The sequence below is a fragment of the Brevundimonas sp. genome, from assembly GCF_965227765.1.
Taxonomy (GTDB): domain Bacteria; phylum Pseudomonadota; class Alphaproteobacteria; order Caulobacterales; family Caulobacteraceae; genus Brevundimonas.
In genome coordinates, this window is sequence record NZ_OZ245778.1 from 115,735 (window position 1) to 131,834 (window position 16,100).

The 16,100-nt window shown below is 67.4% G+C and carries 11 protein-coding genes, 1 tRNA gene and 1 pseudogene; 7 read left to right on the forward strand and 6 right to left on the reverse strand.

The window, feature by feature from the left end:
• Positions 1–5: 5 nt before the first annotated feature.
• Positions 6–1,808 carry a gamma-glutamyltransferase family protein gene (locus tag ACO05L_RS00550; protein ID WP_421730236.1) on the reverse strand — a complete coding sequence of 601 codons (1,803 nt, stop codon included), beginning with the start codon at positions 1,806–1,808 and terminating at the stop codon, positions 6–8.
• 165 nt (positions 1,809–1,973) lie between these two features.
• Between ACO05L_RS00550 and ACO05L_RS00555 the strand changes: the two genes are divergently transcribed.
• Positions 1,974–2,050 (forward strand) — tRNA-Arg (locus ACO05L_RS00555).
• Positions 2,051–2,605: 555 nt separating this feature from the next.
• Positions 2,606–2,704: pseudogene (locus ACO05L_RS00560) on the forward strand (IS5/IS1182 family transposase); the annotation flags it as partial.
• 132 nt (positions 2,705–2,836) lie between these two features.
• Here ACO05L_RS00560 and gcvA read toward each other — a convergent pair.
• Positions 2,837–3,784: a transcriptional regulator GcvA gene (gene gcvA / locus ACO05L_RS00565; RefSeq protein ID WP_421730237.1), complete on the reverse strand. Its 948-nt coding sequence runs from the start codon at positions 3,782–3,784 to the stop codon at positions 2,837–2,839.
• A 192-nt stretch (positions 3,785–3,976) separates the two neighbouring features.
• Between gcvA and ACO05L_RS00570 the strand changes: the two genes are divergently transcribed.
• From ACO05L_RS00570 to ACO05L_RS00585, 4 genes are all read left to right on the forward strand, one after another.
• Complete coding sequence (locus ACO05L_RS00570) at positions 3,977–6,121, forward strand: TonB-dependent receptor (protein ID WP_421730238.1); 2,145 nt, start codon at positions 3,977–3,979, stop codon at positions 6,119–6,121.
• A gap of 189 nt (positions 6,122–6,310) precedes the next feature.
• The gene (locus tag ACO05L_RS00575) at positions 6,311–7,342 is read left to right on the forward strand and encodes an ABC transporter substrate-binding protein (RefSeq protein ID WP_421730239.1); all 1,032 of its coding nucleotides are present in this window, start codon (positions 6,311–6,313) and stop codon (positions 7,340–7,342) included.
• Positions 7,339–8,175: an ABC transporter ATP-binding protein gene (locus tag ACO05L_RS00580; protein ID WP_421730240.1), complete on the forward strand. Its 837-nt coding sequence runs from the start codon at positions 7,339–7,341 to the stop codon at positions 8,173–8,175. The genes ACO05L_RS00575 and ACO05L_RS00580 overlap by 4 nt, the downstream gene beginning before the upstream one ends.
• Positions 8,172–9,011, forward strand: a complete 840-nt coding sequence (locus ACO05L_RS00585) for an ABC transporter permease (protein ID WP_421730241.1) — start codon at positions 8,172–8,174, stop codon at positions 9,009–9,011. Before ACO05L_RS00580 ends, ACO05L_RS00585 begins: the two co-directional genes overlap by 4 nt.
• A gap of 28 nt (positions 9,012–9,039) precedes the next feature.
• Here the strand turns inward: ACO05L_RS00585 and ACO05L_RS00590 are convergent, their stop codons facing one another.
• The 4 genes from ACO05L_RS00590 to ACO05L_RS00605 form a co-directional block, all read right to left on the reverse strand.
• Positions 9,040–10,794, reverse strand: a complete 1,755-nt coding sequence (locus tag ACO05L_RS00590; RefSeq protein WP_421730242.1) for an ABC transporter ATP-binding protein — start codon at positions 10,792–10,794, stop codon at positions 9,040–9,042.
• Positions 10,791–11,393, reverse strand: a complete 603-nt coding sequence (locus ACO05L_RS00595) for a nitroreductase family protein (protein WP_421730243.1) — start codon at positions 11,391–11,393, stop codon at positions 10,791–10,793. Before ACO05L_RS00595 ends, ACO05L_RS00590 begins: the two co-directional genes overlap by 4 nt.
• A gap of 75 nt (positions 11,394–11,468) precedes the next feature.
• A complete protein-coding gene (locus ACO05L_RS00600) occupies positions 11,469–12,398 on the reverse strand; it encodes an ABC transporter substrate-binding protein (RefSeq protein WP_421730244.1) in 930 nt (309 codons plus the stop codon).
• A 598-nt stretch (positions 12,399–12,996) separates the two neighbouring features.
• A complete protein-coding gene (locus tag ACO05L_RS00605) occupies positions 12,997–14,463 on the reverse strand; it encodes an alpha/beta fold hydrolase (RefSeq protein WP_421730245.1) in 1,467 nt (488 codons plus the stop codon).
• A 110-nt stretch (positions 14,464–14,573) separates the two neighbouring features.
• On the opposite strand from ACO05L_RS00605, the gene ACO05L_RS00610 reads away from it, so the two are divergent.
• Positions 14,574–16,031, forward strand: a complete 1,458-nt coding sequence (locus tag ACO05L_RS00610; RefSeq protein WP_421730246.1) for a LytTR family DNA-binding domain-containing protein — start codon at positions 14,574–14,576, stop codon at positions 16,029–16,031.
• The last annotated feature ends 69 nt before the right edge of the window (positions 16,032–16,100 follow it).

Here is a 16,100-nt window from a genome sequence, read left to right on the forward strand (position 1 = left end):
AGCGCCTATTCGGTCCGCGCCGTCCCTTCGCGTCGCTTGTCCGCGCCGCCGTCCCAGGTCCATCCCGACGGCCCCTGGCGCCACAGGCCGCCCTGGATGCCCGAGTTTTCCGTGGCGTTGGGACGCAGGTCGATACCCGCAGCGGACAGTCCGGCTCGAAGCTCGGCTGAGAACATTTCGGTATCGGCCCCCACCGTCGTCCCCCGCGCCACCAGGTTGGGCAGATCGATCGCCGCCTGCATGGGCAGGACCCAGACCAGGGCGCCGATCAGGGCCTTGGCGTTATAGGCCAGGATGGAGGAGCCGCCGGGCGACCCCAGGCCCCCGACCAGCCGCCCGTCGCTGTCCAGCACGATCACCGGTGTCATCGACGAGCGCGGTCGCTTCAACGGTCCCGGCGCATTGGCCGCAGGCGTCCCGTCGGCCTCGTTCGGGGTGAAGGAGAAATCCGTCATCTGGTTGTTGAGGAAGAAGCCGCCAGCCATCCGGCCCGAGCCGAACACACTCTCGACCGTGGTGGTCATGCTGACGGCGCTGCCCTGGGCGTCGACGACGAAGAAATGCGACGTGCCGCTGGGCTCGGCCGTCGCATCGGCGCCACGCAAGACCCCCCCCGGCGGCGTTCCGGGCGCGGCGGGGGCCACCAGCCCATCGACCAGGTCTGCGCGACCAGCGACATAGTCTTCGTCCAGCATCCCCTGCACCGGCACCCCGACAAAGGCGGGATCGCCGACATAGCGGTCACGGTCCGCGTACATCAGCCGCTGCAGTTGGGCGAAGGCCGTCCACGCGGCCAGGCTCTGCGGACCCTCGGCCAGTTCGGGCCTGTCCTCGGCCATGGCCAGCAGTTGCAGCACCGCCACCCCGCTGGACGGCGGCGGCGGCACGCAGACCACATAGATCCGGAAGGGCCGACAAAGCGCGCCCCGCTCCAGCGGACGATAGGCGGCGATGTCGTCCGCGGTGAGCCCGCCCGGCCGTGGTCCGGAGGCTACCGCAGCCGCGATCTGCTGCGCGATCGGCCCCCGATAGAAGGCGTCAGCTCCGCCCTGCGCCAGGGTCGCCAAGGTTTCGGCATAGATCGGGTTCTTCAGCACATCCCCGGCGACGTAGCGGCTCCCGTCCGGCTTGGTGAAATAGGGCTCCGACCAGGCGGTATGGCCCGACGGATAGTCGGCGGCGATCATCCCGGCCAGGCGCGGGCTGACCACGAAGCCCTCGCGCGCCAGACGCTCGGCGTCACCGAACAGGCCGGACCAGGGCAGGACGCCATGCTCGGCCTGGGCCATGGCCAGCATGGCCACCGCGCCCGGCGCGCCGGTCGAACGCCCGCTCATCACCGCGTCGATGAACGACAGGGGCTTGCCGTCCTCATAGAAGAGCTCGCCCGTCGCAGACGCCGGCGCCGTCTCACGCCCGTCATAGGCCGTAACCTCGCCAGTGGCGGCGTCGAACAGCATCATGAAGGCGCCGCCCCCCAGGCCTGAGGACTGCGGCTCCACCAGCCCCAGAACCGCCTGCACGGCCACCGCCGCATCCACCGCCGACCCGCCGCGCCGCAACACCGCCAACCCGGCTTCCGTCGCCAAGGGATTGGCCGTCGCCACAAAGGGCCCGACCGCCTGCGGGTGCGGGGGCGTCTGCGGGGTCGCATCGACTTCGAGCGCGCCGGGCGCCGTTGCAGGACCGGGCGCAACCGTCTGACATCCCGCCAGTAACAGCACGGCCGTCAGGGCCGCGATCCCGGAGGTCATCGTCAGCGACGTCGCCGTCAGGCCTGTGCGGCGAAAGCGGAAGAAGGGCATCATGATCCTTGGGGTCGTAACGAGACGGCCACGACTAAAGCGCGCCCATGCCGTCGCCAAGGGGCCGTTTGCGGGCGAGAACCGACAACCTCGCATCAAAGCGCAAAACCGGGCTTGCGCCTGCGAAATCCACCCGCTAAAGACCCGCCCTCGCCGAAAGGCCTGTGCGCGCCCGTAGCTCAGCTGGATAGAGCATCAGACTACGAATCTGAGGGTCGGACGTTCGAATCGTTCCGGGCGCGCCATTTCGGTTTAAAACCGAGAACGCCGACAGCGGCGGCTTCGACACCAGAATTCGACGTCAGCGTCCGAAGCAGTTCGGTCCGTGAGCCGATGATCCGCGCCCCTGTCTTGCTGATGACTTCGACGCGCTGTGTCAGAGCGCGAAGGTGATCGCGCCGGTACCCACAACTCCGATCCCGCAGCTTTCGACGGGCCGCGCTGGCGAAGGTGTTGAGCGCTTCTGGGGTGATGATGGGCGCCAGCCGTTCAACCGCTGATGTGACCCGCTCGACGTCGGCCTTGGCGTGCTTGCGGATACCGGTCAGTTCAGTCATCCGATCTTTCAACGACGCATCGCTCGGCACGACCAGCCCATTCTCGATGGCCTCGTAGAGACGATTGAGTTTGGCTTCTGACTCCGTCGTCCGCTTGCGCAGTTCCGTGACATGGCTGCGCCGCTGGTCGGCCCATTCTTCCCGGCGATCCAGTAGCTGCTCCATCAGCCGCTCAAGGCGCTGTGGATCCAACAGACGTTCTTCCAGGTGGGCGATGACGGCATCGTCCAACTTGTCCATGGGGACCGACATGCCCTTGCCACCCGATACGATCGATGTCCGACCGTATTCCTCTCCGCCATCGCACTCGCACTCGCCGCGACCGTGCTCTTGTGGCTATGAGTCCCAAGCCTGGTCACCAAACCATGATCGCCCCCGCCTCGGGGTAGGCTTCAAACAGCGCTGCTCCGGCAAGGGACATTGGCCATTGGGCCAAACGGCGACGCTCGAAACGAAACCGAGCACGCCTTGCGACTACAGCTCATCAACCTCTGTGACCGTGGCGCTGGCCTGCCGCCTCAGCCAGGTCACGAAGGCGAGCGCTTCTTCTCTTGGAGCCGTCCTTCGAAGGAGCGTGTGATACGCAAGATCGGTCGCGACATAGCCGTCCGCGAACGGGGCGATCAGCCGTCCTGACGCCAGGTCGGAGGCGACGAAGGCCCGTGGCGCGAGAGCGATGCCACGACCGTGGGCCGCCGCCTCGATTGCAAGGGCGGTCTGATCAAAGCGGGGTCCACCGCCCGCGCCTTTGGGATCTAATCCCTTCGACGTGAACCAGGCGGTCCAGTCCGGGCGGCTCTCCTCACTGTCCGTCACGACGTGGATCAGGGTATGGCGCACCAGTTCCGATGGACGAATGCCCCGAGCAATGCCTTCGACCAGACCCGGACTGCACACCGGGATCACGCCGGCCTCCAGCAACGGCTGGCTGCGGACACCCGGATACTCGCCTCGCCCATACCGGACCGCGACGTCGACACGCCCGCCGGCCACATCGGCCAACTGCATGTCCGCCGAGATCCACACCTCGATGTCCGGACGGGCCTCGGCGAAGTCGGAGATGCGGGGGATGAGCCATCGGGCGGCGAACGACGGCGGCACGCTGACGGACAGCGAACGCCTGCGGGTCGCGCCATAGATCAGGTCGGCCGCCTTCTTGAACTGGTCGAATCCCTCGCGAAGGACGGGCTGAAGCCGCCGCCCAAGATCGGTCAGCAGGACCGCCCGTCCGTCGCGCACGAACAGCGGTCCTCCGGCGTGGTCTTCCAGCAGGCGAATCTGCTGACTGACGGCCCCCGGCGTAACATTCAGCTCACGGGCGGCGCGCGAGAAATTCAGATGGCGCGCCGCCGCGTCGAACGCCTTCAGCGCGTTGAGCGGTGGCAGCCGGCCGCCTGTATTCGCCTCGTCGTCAGTGGTCACGCCACACGTTCCTGCATCAGAAAAACTCACCGATGGATGATCCGAACTGGACGCCCGGCCGATTGAATATCCTACTCTCTATGTAGGAATATAGAGGCTCGCAAGGCGCGCCGATCCGGCCACGCCTGATTTCTGCTGTCGGTGACCATGCCCATTTCTGTCTCCTCGCCATCTTCACGCCGCCTCTCGTTGATGGGAGCCGCCGCGCTGTCGGCTATGGCGTGCGCTGCGGTCGCATCGACCGACGCCCTCGCCGCAACGGTCACGGAGATCACGGACACCCCCGACCTGGACCAGACCGCGTCCACCGTTGCCGAGGTCATCGTCACCGCCGAGCGACGCGAGACCCGGCTGCTGCGAACGCCCGGCTCCATCACCCCCGTCGGCGCCGAGGAACTGCGCGAACGCCGCATCGAGGGACTGAACGACCTGTCAGTCAGCACGCCGGGCCTCAGCTCGACCGGAGGCGCGCCGCAGACCTCGCTCTTCATCCGCGGCATCGGCACGTCCGATCCGGGATCGCCGCCGTCGGTCGGCATCTATGTCGACGACATCTACAATCCCCGCGCCTTCGGCAACAATCTGTTCGACCTGCCCGACGTGCAGTCGGTCCAGGTCCTGCGCGGTCCGCAAGGGACGCTGTACGGCCAGAACACCACCGGCGGCGCCATCAAGATCACCTCGCGCAATCCCACGGATCAGGTCGAGGGCAGCGCCCTGGTCGAGGTGGGCAATTACAACGCCCTGCGCACCCAGGCCTATCTGTCCGGCCCCCTGGTCCAGGGTCTGCTGTCCGGCAGCGTCGCGGTGACCAGCCGCCAGCGCGACGGCTATACCTATAACCGGACACTCGACTACTGGGTCGACGACGCCAACTCGCGGCAGGCCCGTTTCAAGCTGCGCTTCACCCCCAATGATCGCATCGAGGCGGTGCTGGCCTATACCCAGTTGCGCGAGAACTCCGACACACAGGCGGTGGTGCCGCTGAACTACGGCGAGGTCGATCCGCGCGTCACCTATTCGCCGCGCCGGTTCGATCCGTCACGCGAAGTGGACACCTATTCGCTGCACGTCAGCGCCGAGCTGAACGACCATCTGACGCTGCGTTCGATCACCGCCTATCGCCAGCTGGGCAATCTCAATCCCAACGACGCCTCGGGCCTACCCGATGATCGCAGCGGCTTCATCCAGTATCTGGAGAACGACCAGACCTCGCAGGAATTCCAGCTGCTGGGCGACTATGGCCGGTTCAACTTCGTGCTGGGCGCCGTCTATCGCGACGAGACCTTCACCATGGATCGCAACACCTGGTCCAACAGCGTCTACAGCCAGATCCTGTCGGACGTCGGCGTGACCGACACCGCCCTGTATGGCCAGCTGAACTACAACATCACCGATCGGCTCAGGGTCACCGTGGGCGGCCGTTACAGCTGGGAAGAGGACACTTTCGACAACGCCCTGTACCGGACCGACGCCGACTTCAATCAGACCAGCCTCGTCTACAGCGTCGCCGACCTGAAGAATGACGAAAGCGATTTCTCGCCCAAGCTGGGTTTGGACTACCAGGTGAACGACTACCTGCTGACCTATGCCAGCTGGTCGCGGGGCTCGAAGGCGGGCGGGTTTAACCGCTCGGCCGCCAACGTGCAGATCGCCGCCATCCCCGTCTCGCCCGAAATCGTCACCGCCTATGAGATCGGCGCCAAGGGCCGCACGCCCAACAACCTGTTGAGCGGGTCGTTCGCCGTCTTCTACAACGACTTCGAGGACTATCAGGCGACGATCACCAACCCGATCATAGGCGGTGAACTGGTCAGCGGTCAGGTGCTGGTCAACGCCGCCCAGGCCCGGACCTATGGCGCGGAACTGGAGGCGACGCTGCGGCCCTTCGACGGCTTCGAGTGGCGGCTCTCGGCGGCCTGGCTGGACGCCAAGTTCGACAGCTTCGCCAACCCGACGGGCAATGCGGCCTCGGACTTCGCCGGCAACTGGCTGCCCTTCGCCTCGGAATGGATTGCGGGCACGAGCGCCGAATATCGCCTGCCGCTGGCGATCCCGGGCGAGCTCAGCGTGCGCGCCACGGTCGACTATCGCAGCCCCTACTATTCCGACAACGCCAACCGCGAAGAGATCCAGAACCCCGAGCAGATCAACGTCAACCTCGGCGCCACCTATGTCACGCAGGACGACAAATGGACCTTCCTGCTGCTGGCCAAGAACCTGTTCGATGACGACCGCGTCTTTGGCTACCGGGTCCTAACGCCTACGCTGGGGGTCGAATCCGCCAAGTTCGTCGCGCCGCGCCTGGTCACCCTCAGCGCTCGCTACGCCTTCTAGAGCCGAGGCTCACCAGGGATCAGCAAACCGCCCGGGCATCAGCAAACCTACGCGTTCCTTCAGTCGATCTATCGGATCGACCGGCGCTGTTGGATTGCTCCGATGTCCGGCGGACGCCACTGTTTGCGGGCTCGCGAAGGTCCGGCCCGTCTTCATCGCCCCCTCATGCGGCAAGTTCCAGGAGTTCGCGTGTCTCGCCAATCCGATCGACTTCGGTCCACCGCCCCATCCGCATCCCTGTCCCGGCGGGGCCTGCTGCTTGCCGGCCTGGGCGCGCCTCTGGTCGCGGGCGGACTGTCGGGCTGCGGCGGCAAGGCGAGAGATGGCCGTATCCGCTTTGGTCACAGCGCCGCCGCCGTCGCGGCCTCTGCGGCCCAGGATGCGGGCCTGTTCGCGCGCCACGGACTGGATGTCGAGTTCGTCCAGATCCAGTCCGGTCCGTCGGCGGTCGCGGCCACGGTCGGCGGCGCGCTGGACTTCACCTTCGGCGACTTCCTCGGCTGGGCGGCGGCCCTGTGCAACGGCTTCGAGGCCCAGCTGATCGCCCCGGCCAACGACACCGGCAACCTGGTCCTGCTGGGCCGGCCGGGCCTGGCGTACAACAGCCCCGCCGACCTGATCGGGCGTCGTGTCGGCGTCTCTCCGGCGCCCGTGTTCAGCCTGGCCGTGCGGCTGTGGCTGCAGCAGCAGGGCGTCGATCCGTCCAAGGTCAACCTGACCCTCGTCGGTCCCGGCGCCGAGAACGCCCTGAAGCGCGGCGATATCGACGCCCTGCTGACCTTCGATCCCGTCTCCTATCGCGCCGTCAGCCAGTTGGGCGCGACGCGGATCGCGGGTGACCCGACCCAGGCTGTCATGCCCCATGGCGCCGCGCGGGCCTGCTATTACGCCAACGCCGACTTCCTGGCGGCGCGGCCAGATGCGGTCGAGCGGATGGCGGCGGCCCTGCGCGAGGGGGGCGCCCTGTTCGCCGCCGCCGCACAGGTGGACAAGGCGCGGATCACCGGCCCCTATATCGGCCAGACCGTCGCCCAGATGGAGCAGGAACTGCCCGGCCTGATCCAGGCCTATGACCATACGCCGCCACAGCTGGCGGGCTTCGATATCGCGGCCAACCAGGCCTGGGTGGACATCGCCGCCCGCGACGGCGCCCTGCCCCGCCGCATCGACATCGCGCCCTTCGTCTACAAGACGGCGATCATTCCGGCGGCAGCAGCATGAGTGCGCTCCTGAAAGCCTCCTCCACGTTCGAACTGCCGGATTCGCCGCCGTCCCCGCACGCGCAATCGCCAGAGGTCCTGGTTCGGGTCGAGGCCGTCAGCAAGGTCTTCTCGGCCGCGGGCCAGTCCAACACCGCCGTCGCCGATGTCTCGCTCGATATCCAGACCGGCCAGTTCGTCAGCCTTGTCGGCCGCTCCGGCTCGGGCAAGTCGACCCTGCTGCGCTTGATCGCTGGCCTGCTAACCCCCTCCAGCGGCGCGCTGTCGGTTGAGGGTGCGCCCGTGACCCGCCCGCCGGCCTCGGCGCGCTACGTGTTTCAGGACTATGGCGAAAGCCTCTTTCCCTGGCTCAGCGCCCACGACAACGTCGCCTTCGGCGCCCGGTCGGCCGGCGATGGTCGCGCCGAGGCGCGCGATGCGGCGACCCGCTATCTGGAGATGGTCGGTCTGTCAGACGCCGCCGGCCGTTACCCGTGGGAGCTGTCCGGCGGAATGCAGCAGCGCCTCGCCATCGCCCGCGCCCTGGCCTCGCGCCCGCGCCTGCTGCTGATGGACGAACCTTTCGGCGCCGTGGACGCGCTCAGCCGGACGCGGCTGCAGGACCTGATCCTCAGCCTGTGGGCCGAGCTTGGCCTGACCGTCGTCCTGGTCACCCACGACATCGACGAGGCCGTCTATCTGTCCGACCGCGTCGTCGTCCTCGACCCGACGGGCCAGGGCATCCGGGCCGACCTGGCGATCGACATCCCCCGCCCCCGCGCCCAGCTGGCTAGCCGCGAGAACGCGCGCTTCGCCCTCTATCGCCGCGAACTTCATGGACTGGTGCTGGGATGACCGACCTGCCTGCTTCCTCCGCCCCCTTCGACACGGCTGTCCTCTGGCGGGTTCCGCTCCGCGCGCTGAAGGAGACCCGCCTGTCCGGCTGGCTGCTGGTCCTGGGCGGTTTCGCGGCCTGGGAGCTGGGCTCGCGCTACGGCCTGATCCAGTCCCAGACCCTGCCCTCGGTGTCCCAGATCATCACCGAATGGGTGGCGAACCTGAAAAGCGGCGCCCTGGGCGAGCAGTTGGTGGTGACCCTGCGCCACATGGGTTTCGGCTATGTCATTGGCTCGACCATCGGCATCCTCGTCGGCCTGGCCATGGGTCAGTCGAAGCGGCTGTGGCGACTGCTGGAGCCCCTCGTGGAGATCGCTCGCCCCGTGCCTCTGTCGGCCCTGATCCCGCTGCTGATCCTGTTCCTGGGGATCGACGATCCGCTGAAGATCACCGTCGTCTCCATCGGCGCCTTTTTCCCGGTCTTCATGAACACCTTCGCCGGGGTCCGGTCGGTGTCGCGGACCATGCGCGACACGGGCGCCACCTTCGGGTTGAGCCCCTTGCAGGCGACGCTGCAGATCGTCCTTCCCGCCGCCGCCCCGATGATCTTCGTCGGCCTGCGTTACGCCCTGACTGTCGGCCTGGTCATCGCCCTGGTGTCCGAGATGATCGCCGGCAATGACGGCATGGGCTATTTCGTCATCCGCGCCCAACAGAACCTCAGCGTCGTCCAGTTGTTCTCAGGCGTCTTCACACTGGCCTTCCTGGGCTATGCGCTGAACTTCGTCTTCCTGATCGTCGAGCGGATCGTCCTGCCCTGGCACGCCGGCAGCGCCCGCCGCCACGCAACCTGAGGCCAAAGGCCGCCTCGCTCAGGCCGGATCACGCAGCCTGGGCCTCGCCGAACTGCAAGGCGTGCAGGCGGCGATAGAGGCCGCCCTGCGCCAGCAGCCCATCGTGGTCGCCACGCTCCACAACCTGCCCCGCCGTCATCACCAGGATCTCATCGGCCCCGACGATGGTGCTCAGCCGGTGGGCGATGACGATCGAGGTGCGGTCCTGCATCAAGGTCGACAACCCCGCCTGCACCATCCGCTCGGATTCGGCGTCCAAGGCGCTGGTCGCCTCGTCCAGGATGACCAGATCGGGATCACGCAGGATGGCCCGGGCCACGGCGATGCGCTGGCGCTCACCGCCCGACAGCTTGATCCCCCGCTCGCCGACGCCGGTCTCATAACCTTCGGGCAGACGACGGATGAAGGCGTCGGCATGGGCCAGGCGCGCGGCGACCATCACCGCCTCAGGCTTCGCGTCATCGCTGGCGAAGGCGATGTTGGCGCCGATGGTGTCGTTGAACAGGGCCACGTCCTGCAACACCATGCCGATCCGGTCGCGCAGGGATTGCTGGGTGAAGTCGCGGATGTCGCGCCCGTTGATCAGGATCCGTCCGGTCGTCGGCTCGTAGAGGCGCAGCAACAGCTTCACCAGCGTCGACTTGCCCGATCCGCTGGGGCCGACCAAGGCCAGAGTCTGTCCCGGCTGGACCGCGAACGACACGCCCTGAAGCACGGGCGTCTCCTGGCCCGGATAGGTGAAGCCCACGCCCTCGAAGGCGATGCCGCGGATGGCGTCCAGCGCAATGGCGTCAGGCGATTCCTCGACCGTCGGCGTCAGCTCCAGCAGTTCGACCAGCCGCTCGGCCGAGGTCTCATTGTCGCCCGCGCTGTTGATGGTGCGCGTGATCGGCTGGACCGTCGTGATCGCCGTCTGGGACAGCATCAGCACCAGCAAGACGTCGCCCAGGCTGGATCGGCCTGACACCGCCTCAACCAGAACGATCACCGTGACGGCGGTCAGGGCCACGCCGTTGCTGGCCAGCAGCAGGGTCGCCCAGCGCCGGTCGATGCGCCATTCGTCGATCCGGGTCTCGCGCCAGTCCTCATGCGCGGCCGAGAAGCGCTTGCGCACCGCCGGCTCGCCGCCAAAGGCGCGGACCGTGATGATCTGGCTCATCATCTCGCTGAGGATGCCGCTCATCCGGCCGCCCAGACGTTGCCAGCGGCGGCGGTGCACGGTCGTCGCCTGCACCGAACGCCAGGACGCATAGATGTTGAACGGCACGGCCAGCAGCATGATCAGTCCGGCGACGGGTGAAACGATCAGCAGGATGGTCAGGCTGAACATCAGTTGCAGTGTGACGGCCAGGGTCCCGTCGACCAGGTCCCTCAGCCAGTGGGTCACCGGGACGATGGCGCCGAACCGGTCCATGATGTCGCCGACCCGCGCGCCTTCGTAATAGCGCAGCGATAGGGTCGACATGTCGTTGAAGATACGCCGCCTCAGGCTGCCGACATTGTCGAGCCACAGGCTGGACGACTGCCAGTGCTGGATGGCCCCGAGCACCACCAGGGCAATGCGGAAGCCGACGAAGATGGCGACGGCCAGGGTCAGCCGTTCGATCAGTTCGGGCATCGAGATGTCGGCCGCCCGCGCATGGGCCAGGGCGTCGACGACGTAGCGGAAGACGAAGGGGGTGAAGGACCCGATCAGGCCGATGATCGCGCTGGTCGCCAGCACCGCCGCGACGCGACCGCGATAGCGCGGCAGCATCCGCACGATCCGCCAGATGTTCGTCATTCACTGTCCTTGGAGAGGGGATAGAGGCCTTGGTGGGCGAAGGCCGTAACGGGGTTTCGCGCCGTCGGCTGTTCCAGCGCCCGGAGATGTTCGGGCAGGCCATGACCATCGCCGGGTCGGCCGATGGCGACGATGGCGTGGATCTGAAGATCGTCAGGAAGGCGCAGCGCCTCCGGCGCGCGTTCGCGGTCAAAGCCGCCCATGGCGCGGGTGTTCCAGCCGTTGCGATGGGCCTGATGCGCCAGATGGCTCCAGGCCGCGCCGGTGTCGAAGGCATGGGTCGGAGACGGCTGGGGGCCGTCCTCGCCGTCGATGTCGCGGCGCGAGATAACCGCCACAAGCGCCGCCGCGTGCTGCGCCCAGATGCGGTTACGCTCGTAAATCAGTTCGAGGAAGACGGGCCAGACGGCGTCGTCGCGCCGGACATAGAGGAAGCGCCAGGGTTGGCTGTTGCGCGCCGACGGGGCCCACCTGGCCGCCTCGAACAGGGCGAACAACTCGGCTTGAGAGATGCCGCCGTCGCGAAAATCCCGCCGCGACCAGCGAGCGGTCAGGGCGGGATCTATGTCGTGATCCGCACGGCGATCGACTGCGGTCATCGCAGGCTCCTGCGGCTCATATCGAAGGAAAAGGCGACGGCCCGGGCAAAGGGGATAAACCCGGGCCGTCGTGGATCAGGCGGCCGCCGCCACCCGGTTGTCGACCAGATCCGTAAAGTTGGATTCCGGGGCGATCAGTTTCCAACCCACGAGCCAGTCGTAGGTCTGCTGGAACTCCTTCTCGTCATAGGGCGCGGGCGGCACGAAGCGCAGCCGCGGCAGGTGGAAGTCCTCGGCCGTGATCTGGTCCCGGTATATCTCGGGCAGGGTCTCGATCAGGTAGTGGACGTATTTGCGCTTGTCGGCGTTCAGCAGTTCGGTGGCCTTGGTCACCGCGCGGTGCACGGCCTTCCAGGTCTCCGGGTCGACGTCCGGCGAGGCGATCTCGGACCCCTGGTAATGGGTCTCGACGATGCGCTGGAAGCCCTGCTTCTCGGCCAGGGTGATCCACGGCTCCATCAGGGTGACGGCGGCGATGTCGCCCCGACGCACGGCCTCGAGCCCGTCGATATGGCTGAGGTGAACCAGCCGGATCTCCTCCGGCTTCAGGAAACCTTCCAGCGATTGCAGGGCGGCATAGTGCGAACCGTGGTGGAAGCGCACCGCGACCCGCTCGTTGGCCAGGGTCTGAGGATGGGTGAAGCGCGAGCCCGGCGCCGAGAAAATCGCCTGTGACACCACCGCCGACCGTTTGGAGATGATGCGCCCGTTGTTGCTGTCCTGCGAGCGACGAACCTGGCCCCATTCGCAGGCGCGATAGACGTCGACCTGTTTCTCTTCCAGCGCCGTATGGCCAGCCAGGGCGGGCACCAGGGTGTGGTCCTCGACATAGTCGAGATCGGTCGCGGGATAGCGGGTCTCGACCGAGGCCGGGGTCTGGCGGAACTCGACCTCCACGCCTTCTTCGGCGAACAGACCCTCGTCGCGGGCGATCTGCCACGGCAGCGAGAAGACGCCGGTCACCTCGGTGACGACCCGGCGGTTGGTGGGGATATGCGATGTCATTGTCGGCCTCGTCGACGCTGGGAAAACGGTCGGACGACGCTCGCCGCCCTTGTCCGGGGACCAAGGCTTATGCGGCAGAACACCTGGGCGCAAACGGGCAACCTCGGCTCTCAAGATTACGTTATTCGATAAATATCATACACTTAGAAGCTCGGATTTAGCCTCACTGATAGATCTGCGAATCGAAGTGCGATGTGGATGCCCCCGCGGGCAGGCGTTCGGGGAGCCCCGATTGTTCGACCGATCTGTGTTCAGGCTTCGCGTCCGCCATCGGAACTAGCGCCGAATAGGTCTCGGTTCATCCACGGTGGCGCGCCATTTCTCTCACGTCACGAAGCCGGCCCCGAACCACAAGGTTGGCTCTTGCGGACCGCCTTATGGTGGGAAGGCCCGCGTCGGCGTGGCCAGGGACAATTGCGCGGGCGGCGGACGCATCAGGCTGCGCAGGCTGGCCAGCCGTTCTTCGCCCTCATATCGACGCAGGCGGCAGAAGTCGTCGCGTGTTCGCGATGAAGTGGCTGAGGTGCCGGACGCGAGCCTGATTGCCGCTCGACGCGCCCTACACGCCCCTGACCTGGTCTAGGCTCGGCCCCGGCGGTCACGCGACCGCAAACCTGGGCGGCGGCAGGCTCAGCCGGGCATCCGCCACAGCCTCGCCCCGGAAGAAGCGCACCAGCATATCCTGCACGTCGGGATGGGCCTCGAAGACATTGTGCCCGGCGTTCTCGACCACGACGCGTGACTTGACCCGGAACTGGCTTTCGACTTCGGCCTGCTCGGCCAGGGGCGTGCGGCCATCCAGGGATCCAGCGATCAGAAGGGCGGGCGTGTCGATCGTGATCGGCGCCCGGAAGGCCTCGCCCAGATCGGCCCCCGGAATCGCGCCCAGCAGATGCGGCATGGGGAAGTTCAGGGCATCGCCCAGGACGGCGGTCCGGGCCTCATGCTCGACCAGCGCCAGCCGGGCCGGAGAGACGCCCGACGCCATGTCCATCGCCTCTGACATCCCCGAGACCCCGAACAGGCCAGCGAATTCGCCGGCGAAGGGCGCCAGAACCTCGATGTTTCCGGCGTCGAGGGCCAGGTAGAGGCCGGGGAGCATGGTCAGGGTGCGCGGGTTGGCTATCATCCCGCCTGCCATCAGCTGGATGCCGAACCCCCCGAGCTTCAGCTCCGTCGCACCACCGTCTGCGGGGGCGACAAGCGTCACCGGATCCGCTTCGTAGCGGTCGTGAACTCGCCGCATCAGGGCGGGCATATTGGGGATGGCGGCGCGGACCACGGGATCTGCGCCCATCAGGGCGTCCACCTGATCCAGATAGGCGTCGATCCGGGCGGGGCGTTTGACCGTCTGATCCTGGCCTTCCAGGCTGGCGAGGGCGACACGGCCGATGACGTCGCCATGCCTCTTCAGGACCGACAGCGCCAGGTGGCTGCCGTAGCTGATGCCCCACAGGTTGATCCTGTCGGCCCCCAGGTGACGACGCAGATCATTGATGTCATCGGCGCTCTGTTCGGTGTTGTAGCCGGCCATGGCGACGCCTGAGCGCGTCCAGTCGATCCAGGCCTTCTGCATCTCGTCGCGGACATGGGCCGCCAGGCCTGCATGGGTCAGGGCCGGCAGAGGTCCGCTTGAGCTGGGGCGCTCGGGGATCCGTTCCGAGATGCCGGTTCCGCGCTGGTCGAACGCGATCACGTCGGCGACCGCACGCAGGGCCATGAAGATGGGGAAGCGCGGCCCCATAGGCGCTCCGGTTCCCGCGCCGCCCGGGCCGCCCGACAGATAGACGATCGGCGGCCCGGGGTTTGACGCCGTCGAGGCGAAGCGCACATAGCCCAGCCGGATGCGACGCGAACCGGGGTCACGACGATCTTCAGGAACCTCGAAGAAGCCGCGTTCGGCGTCGGTCTCCTGACCCTGCCAGCCCGTGAAGGTGAAGGCGCCCGGGGCAAGCGCCGGATCGGGCGAAGCCTGCGCGCGGGCGGAGAACGGAAGGCTCATGGCCGGGACGGCGAGACCGGCGGCAGTGAGGAGGGATCGGCGGTTCAGAGATGAATAGGTCATGGCGGCAGTTGGCCGACATCCGCCCGGCCTGTATGGGCGAATCGGTGAACGGCGCCCCCGGATCGGCCAATGGCGACGCAATTCGGTCAGTGACGCGATAGGGTGAGATCATGTGGCGGGCCCTTCTCATCCTGGTATCTTTCATCGGCCTTCCGGCCCCGGTTCAGGCGCAGCCTGCGCCCCCGGTCCTGTCGTGGGAAACCTGTCGCGGCGCGCCGGATGCCGGCGCGGGCGCCCCGCTCCTGACCGATTGCCGCCCGGCGGGAGACGTCATCGACCCCCAGGGCCGCGAGCTGTGGCTGCGATCCGTCATCGAGCAGCCTGAGGACGGTCCCGCCCAGGCCCTCTATATCGCCGGCGTGGCGTCATCACAGGCCTGGCTCAACGGCCGGCTCCTGGGCGCCAATGGCAGGCCGGGCGGTTCGGCGGACACCGAAACGCCCGGCCGATACCAGATCGCCCTGCCCATCGCAGACACCCGGTGGGCGCCGGGCGGGAATGAGCTGATCGTGCATATGTCGTCGTTCCACAGCGACCTGCGGCTTGATCGGCCGATCGGCGCGCTGCAGGTCGCCCCCTATCCGCTTGCGCCCCGTTACGAGGTGCTGGCCGTCATCTTCGTCGCCGCCGGCGCCCTCTTCGCAGCGGCGTTCGGGTTCGGCGTGATCCACAGCCTGCGCCGCACCAGCTCCAGCCTGACCCTGGCGCTCATGTCCAGCATTGCGGCCCTTCAGGCGGTGGTCGAAAGCCTTCGGGCCCTGGTTGCCTACACCTATCCCTTCCATGTCTGGCGGCTGGTCGGAATCTGGTTTCTGTGCGCCGCGTTCGCGATCCTGCTCGTTTTCTATGTCGTGTCACGTTTCTGGCCTTCCGCGCGCCGCACCGTCGTCGCAGCCGCCGTGGTCGCGATCGCAGCGACCAGTCTGGCGCCCGGTTTCGACCTCAAGACCGGTCTGGCCCTGATGATAGGGGTGGCGATCGCCCTGGTCGTCGCCGCCGTAGGCGTGCGTCGGCGCGCGCCCGCCGCACGCCCGACCCTGGCCTATCTCGCCGCCTTCCTCGCCCTGGGCGCCTTCCTGCCCCAGTGGCTGCTCGACCTGTCCTACTTCCTGTTCGCCGCCGGTCTGATCCTGCCCCTGCTGATGGCCGAGGTCGTGCGCCTGGGCCGCGACGACAGGGATCGCGAGGCGGCCCTGATACGGGCGGCGGATCGGCCCAACTGCCTCACGGTCGCGACCTCGCGGCGGGTAGAGCGGGTTCCGCTGGACGCCATCGCCGCCGTGGTCGGCGCCGACGACTATGTCGAGCTGAGGCTGGCGGATGGACGGCGTCTGTTGCACGCCGCTCGCCTCGACAGGCTGGAAACAGACCTGCCGCCGGGCTTCCTGCGGATCCATCGCTCGGTCATAGCCAACCTAGCCCACGTCAGCCGCCTGGAGAATGACGGGGGGCGCTGGCGTCTGGTCACGATCCAGGCCGAGGTCCTGCCGGTCAGCCGAAGCCGCCTCGCCGGCCTGCGCGCCGCCATGGACGACGCGACGCTGGATGCCGCTCTGGCCCGGGCCTGAGCGGCCCTTGGCCGATGCCGTGACCGCTCCCCGCCTTTAAGGTTGCGGCTTCTGACGGTTGCGCTGCGA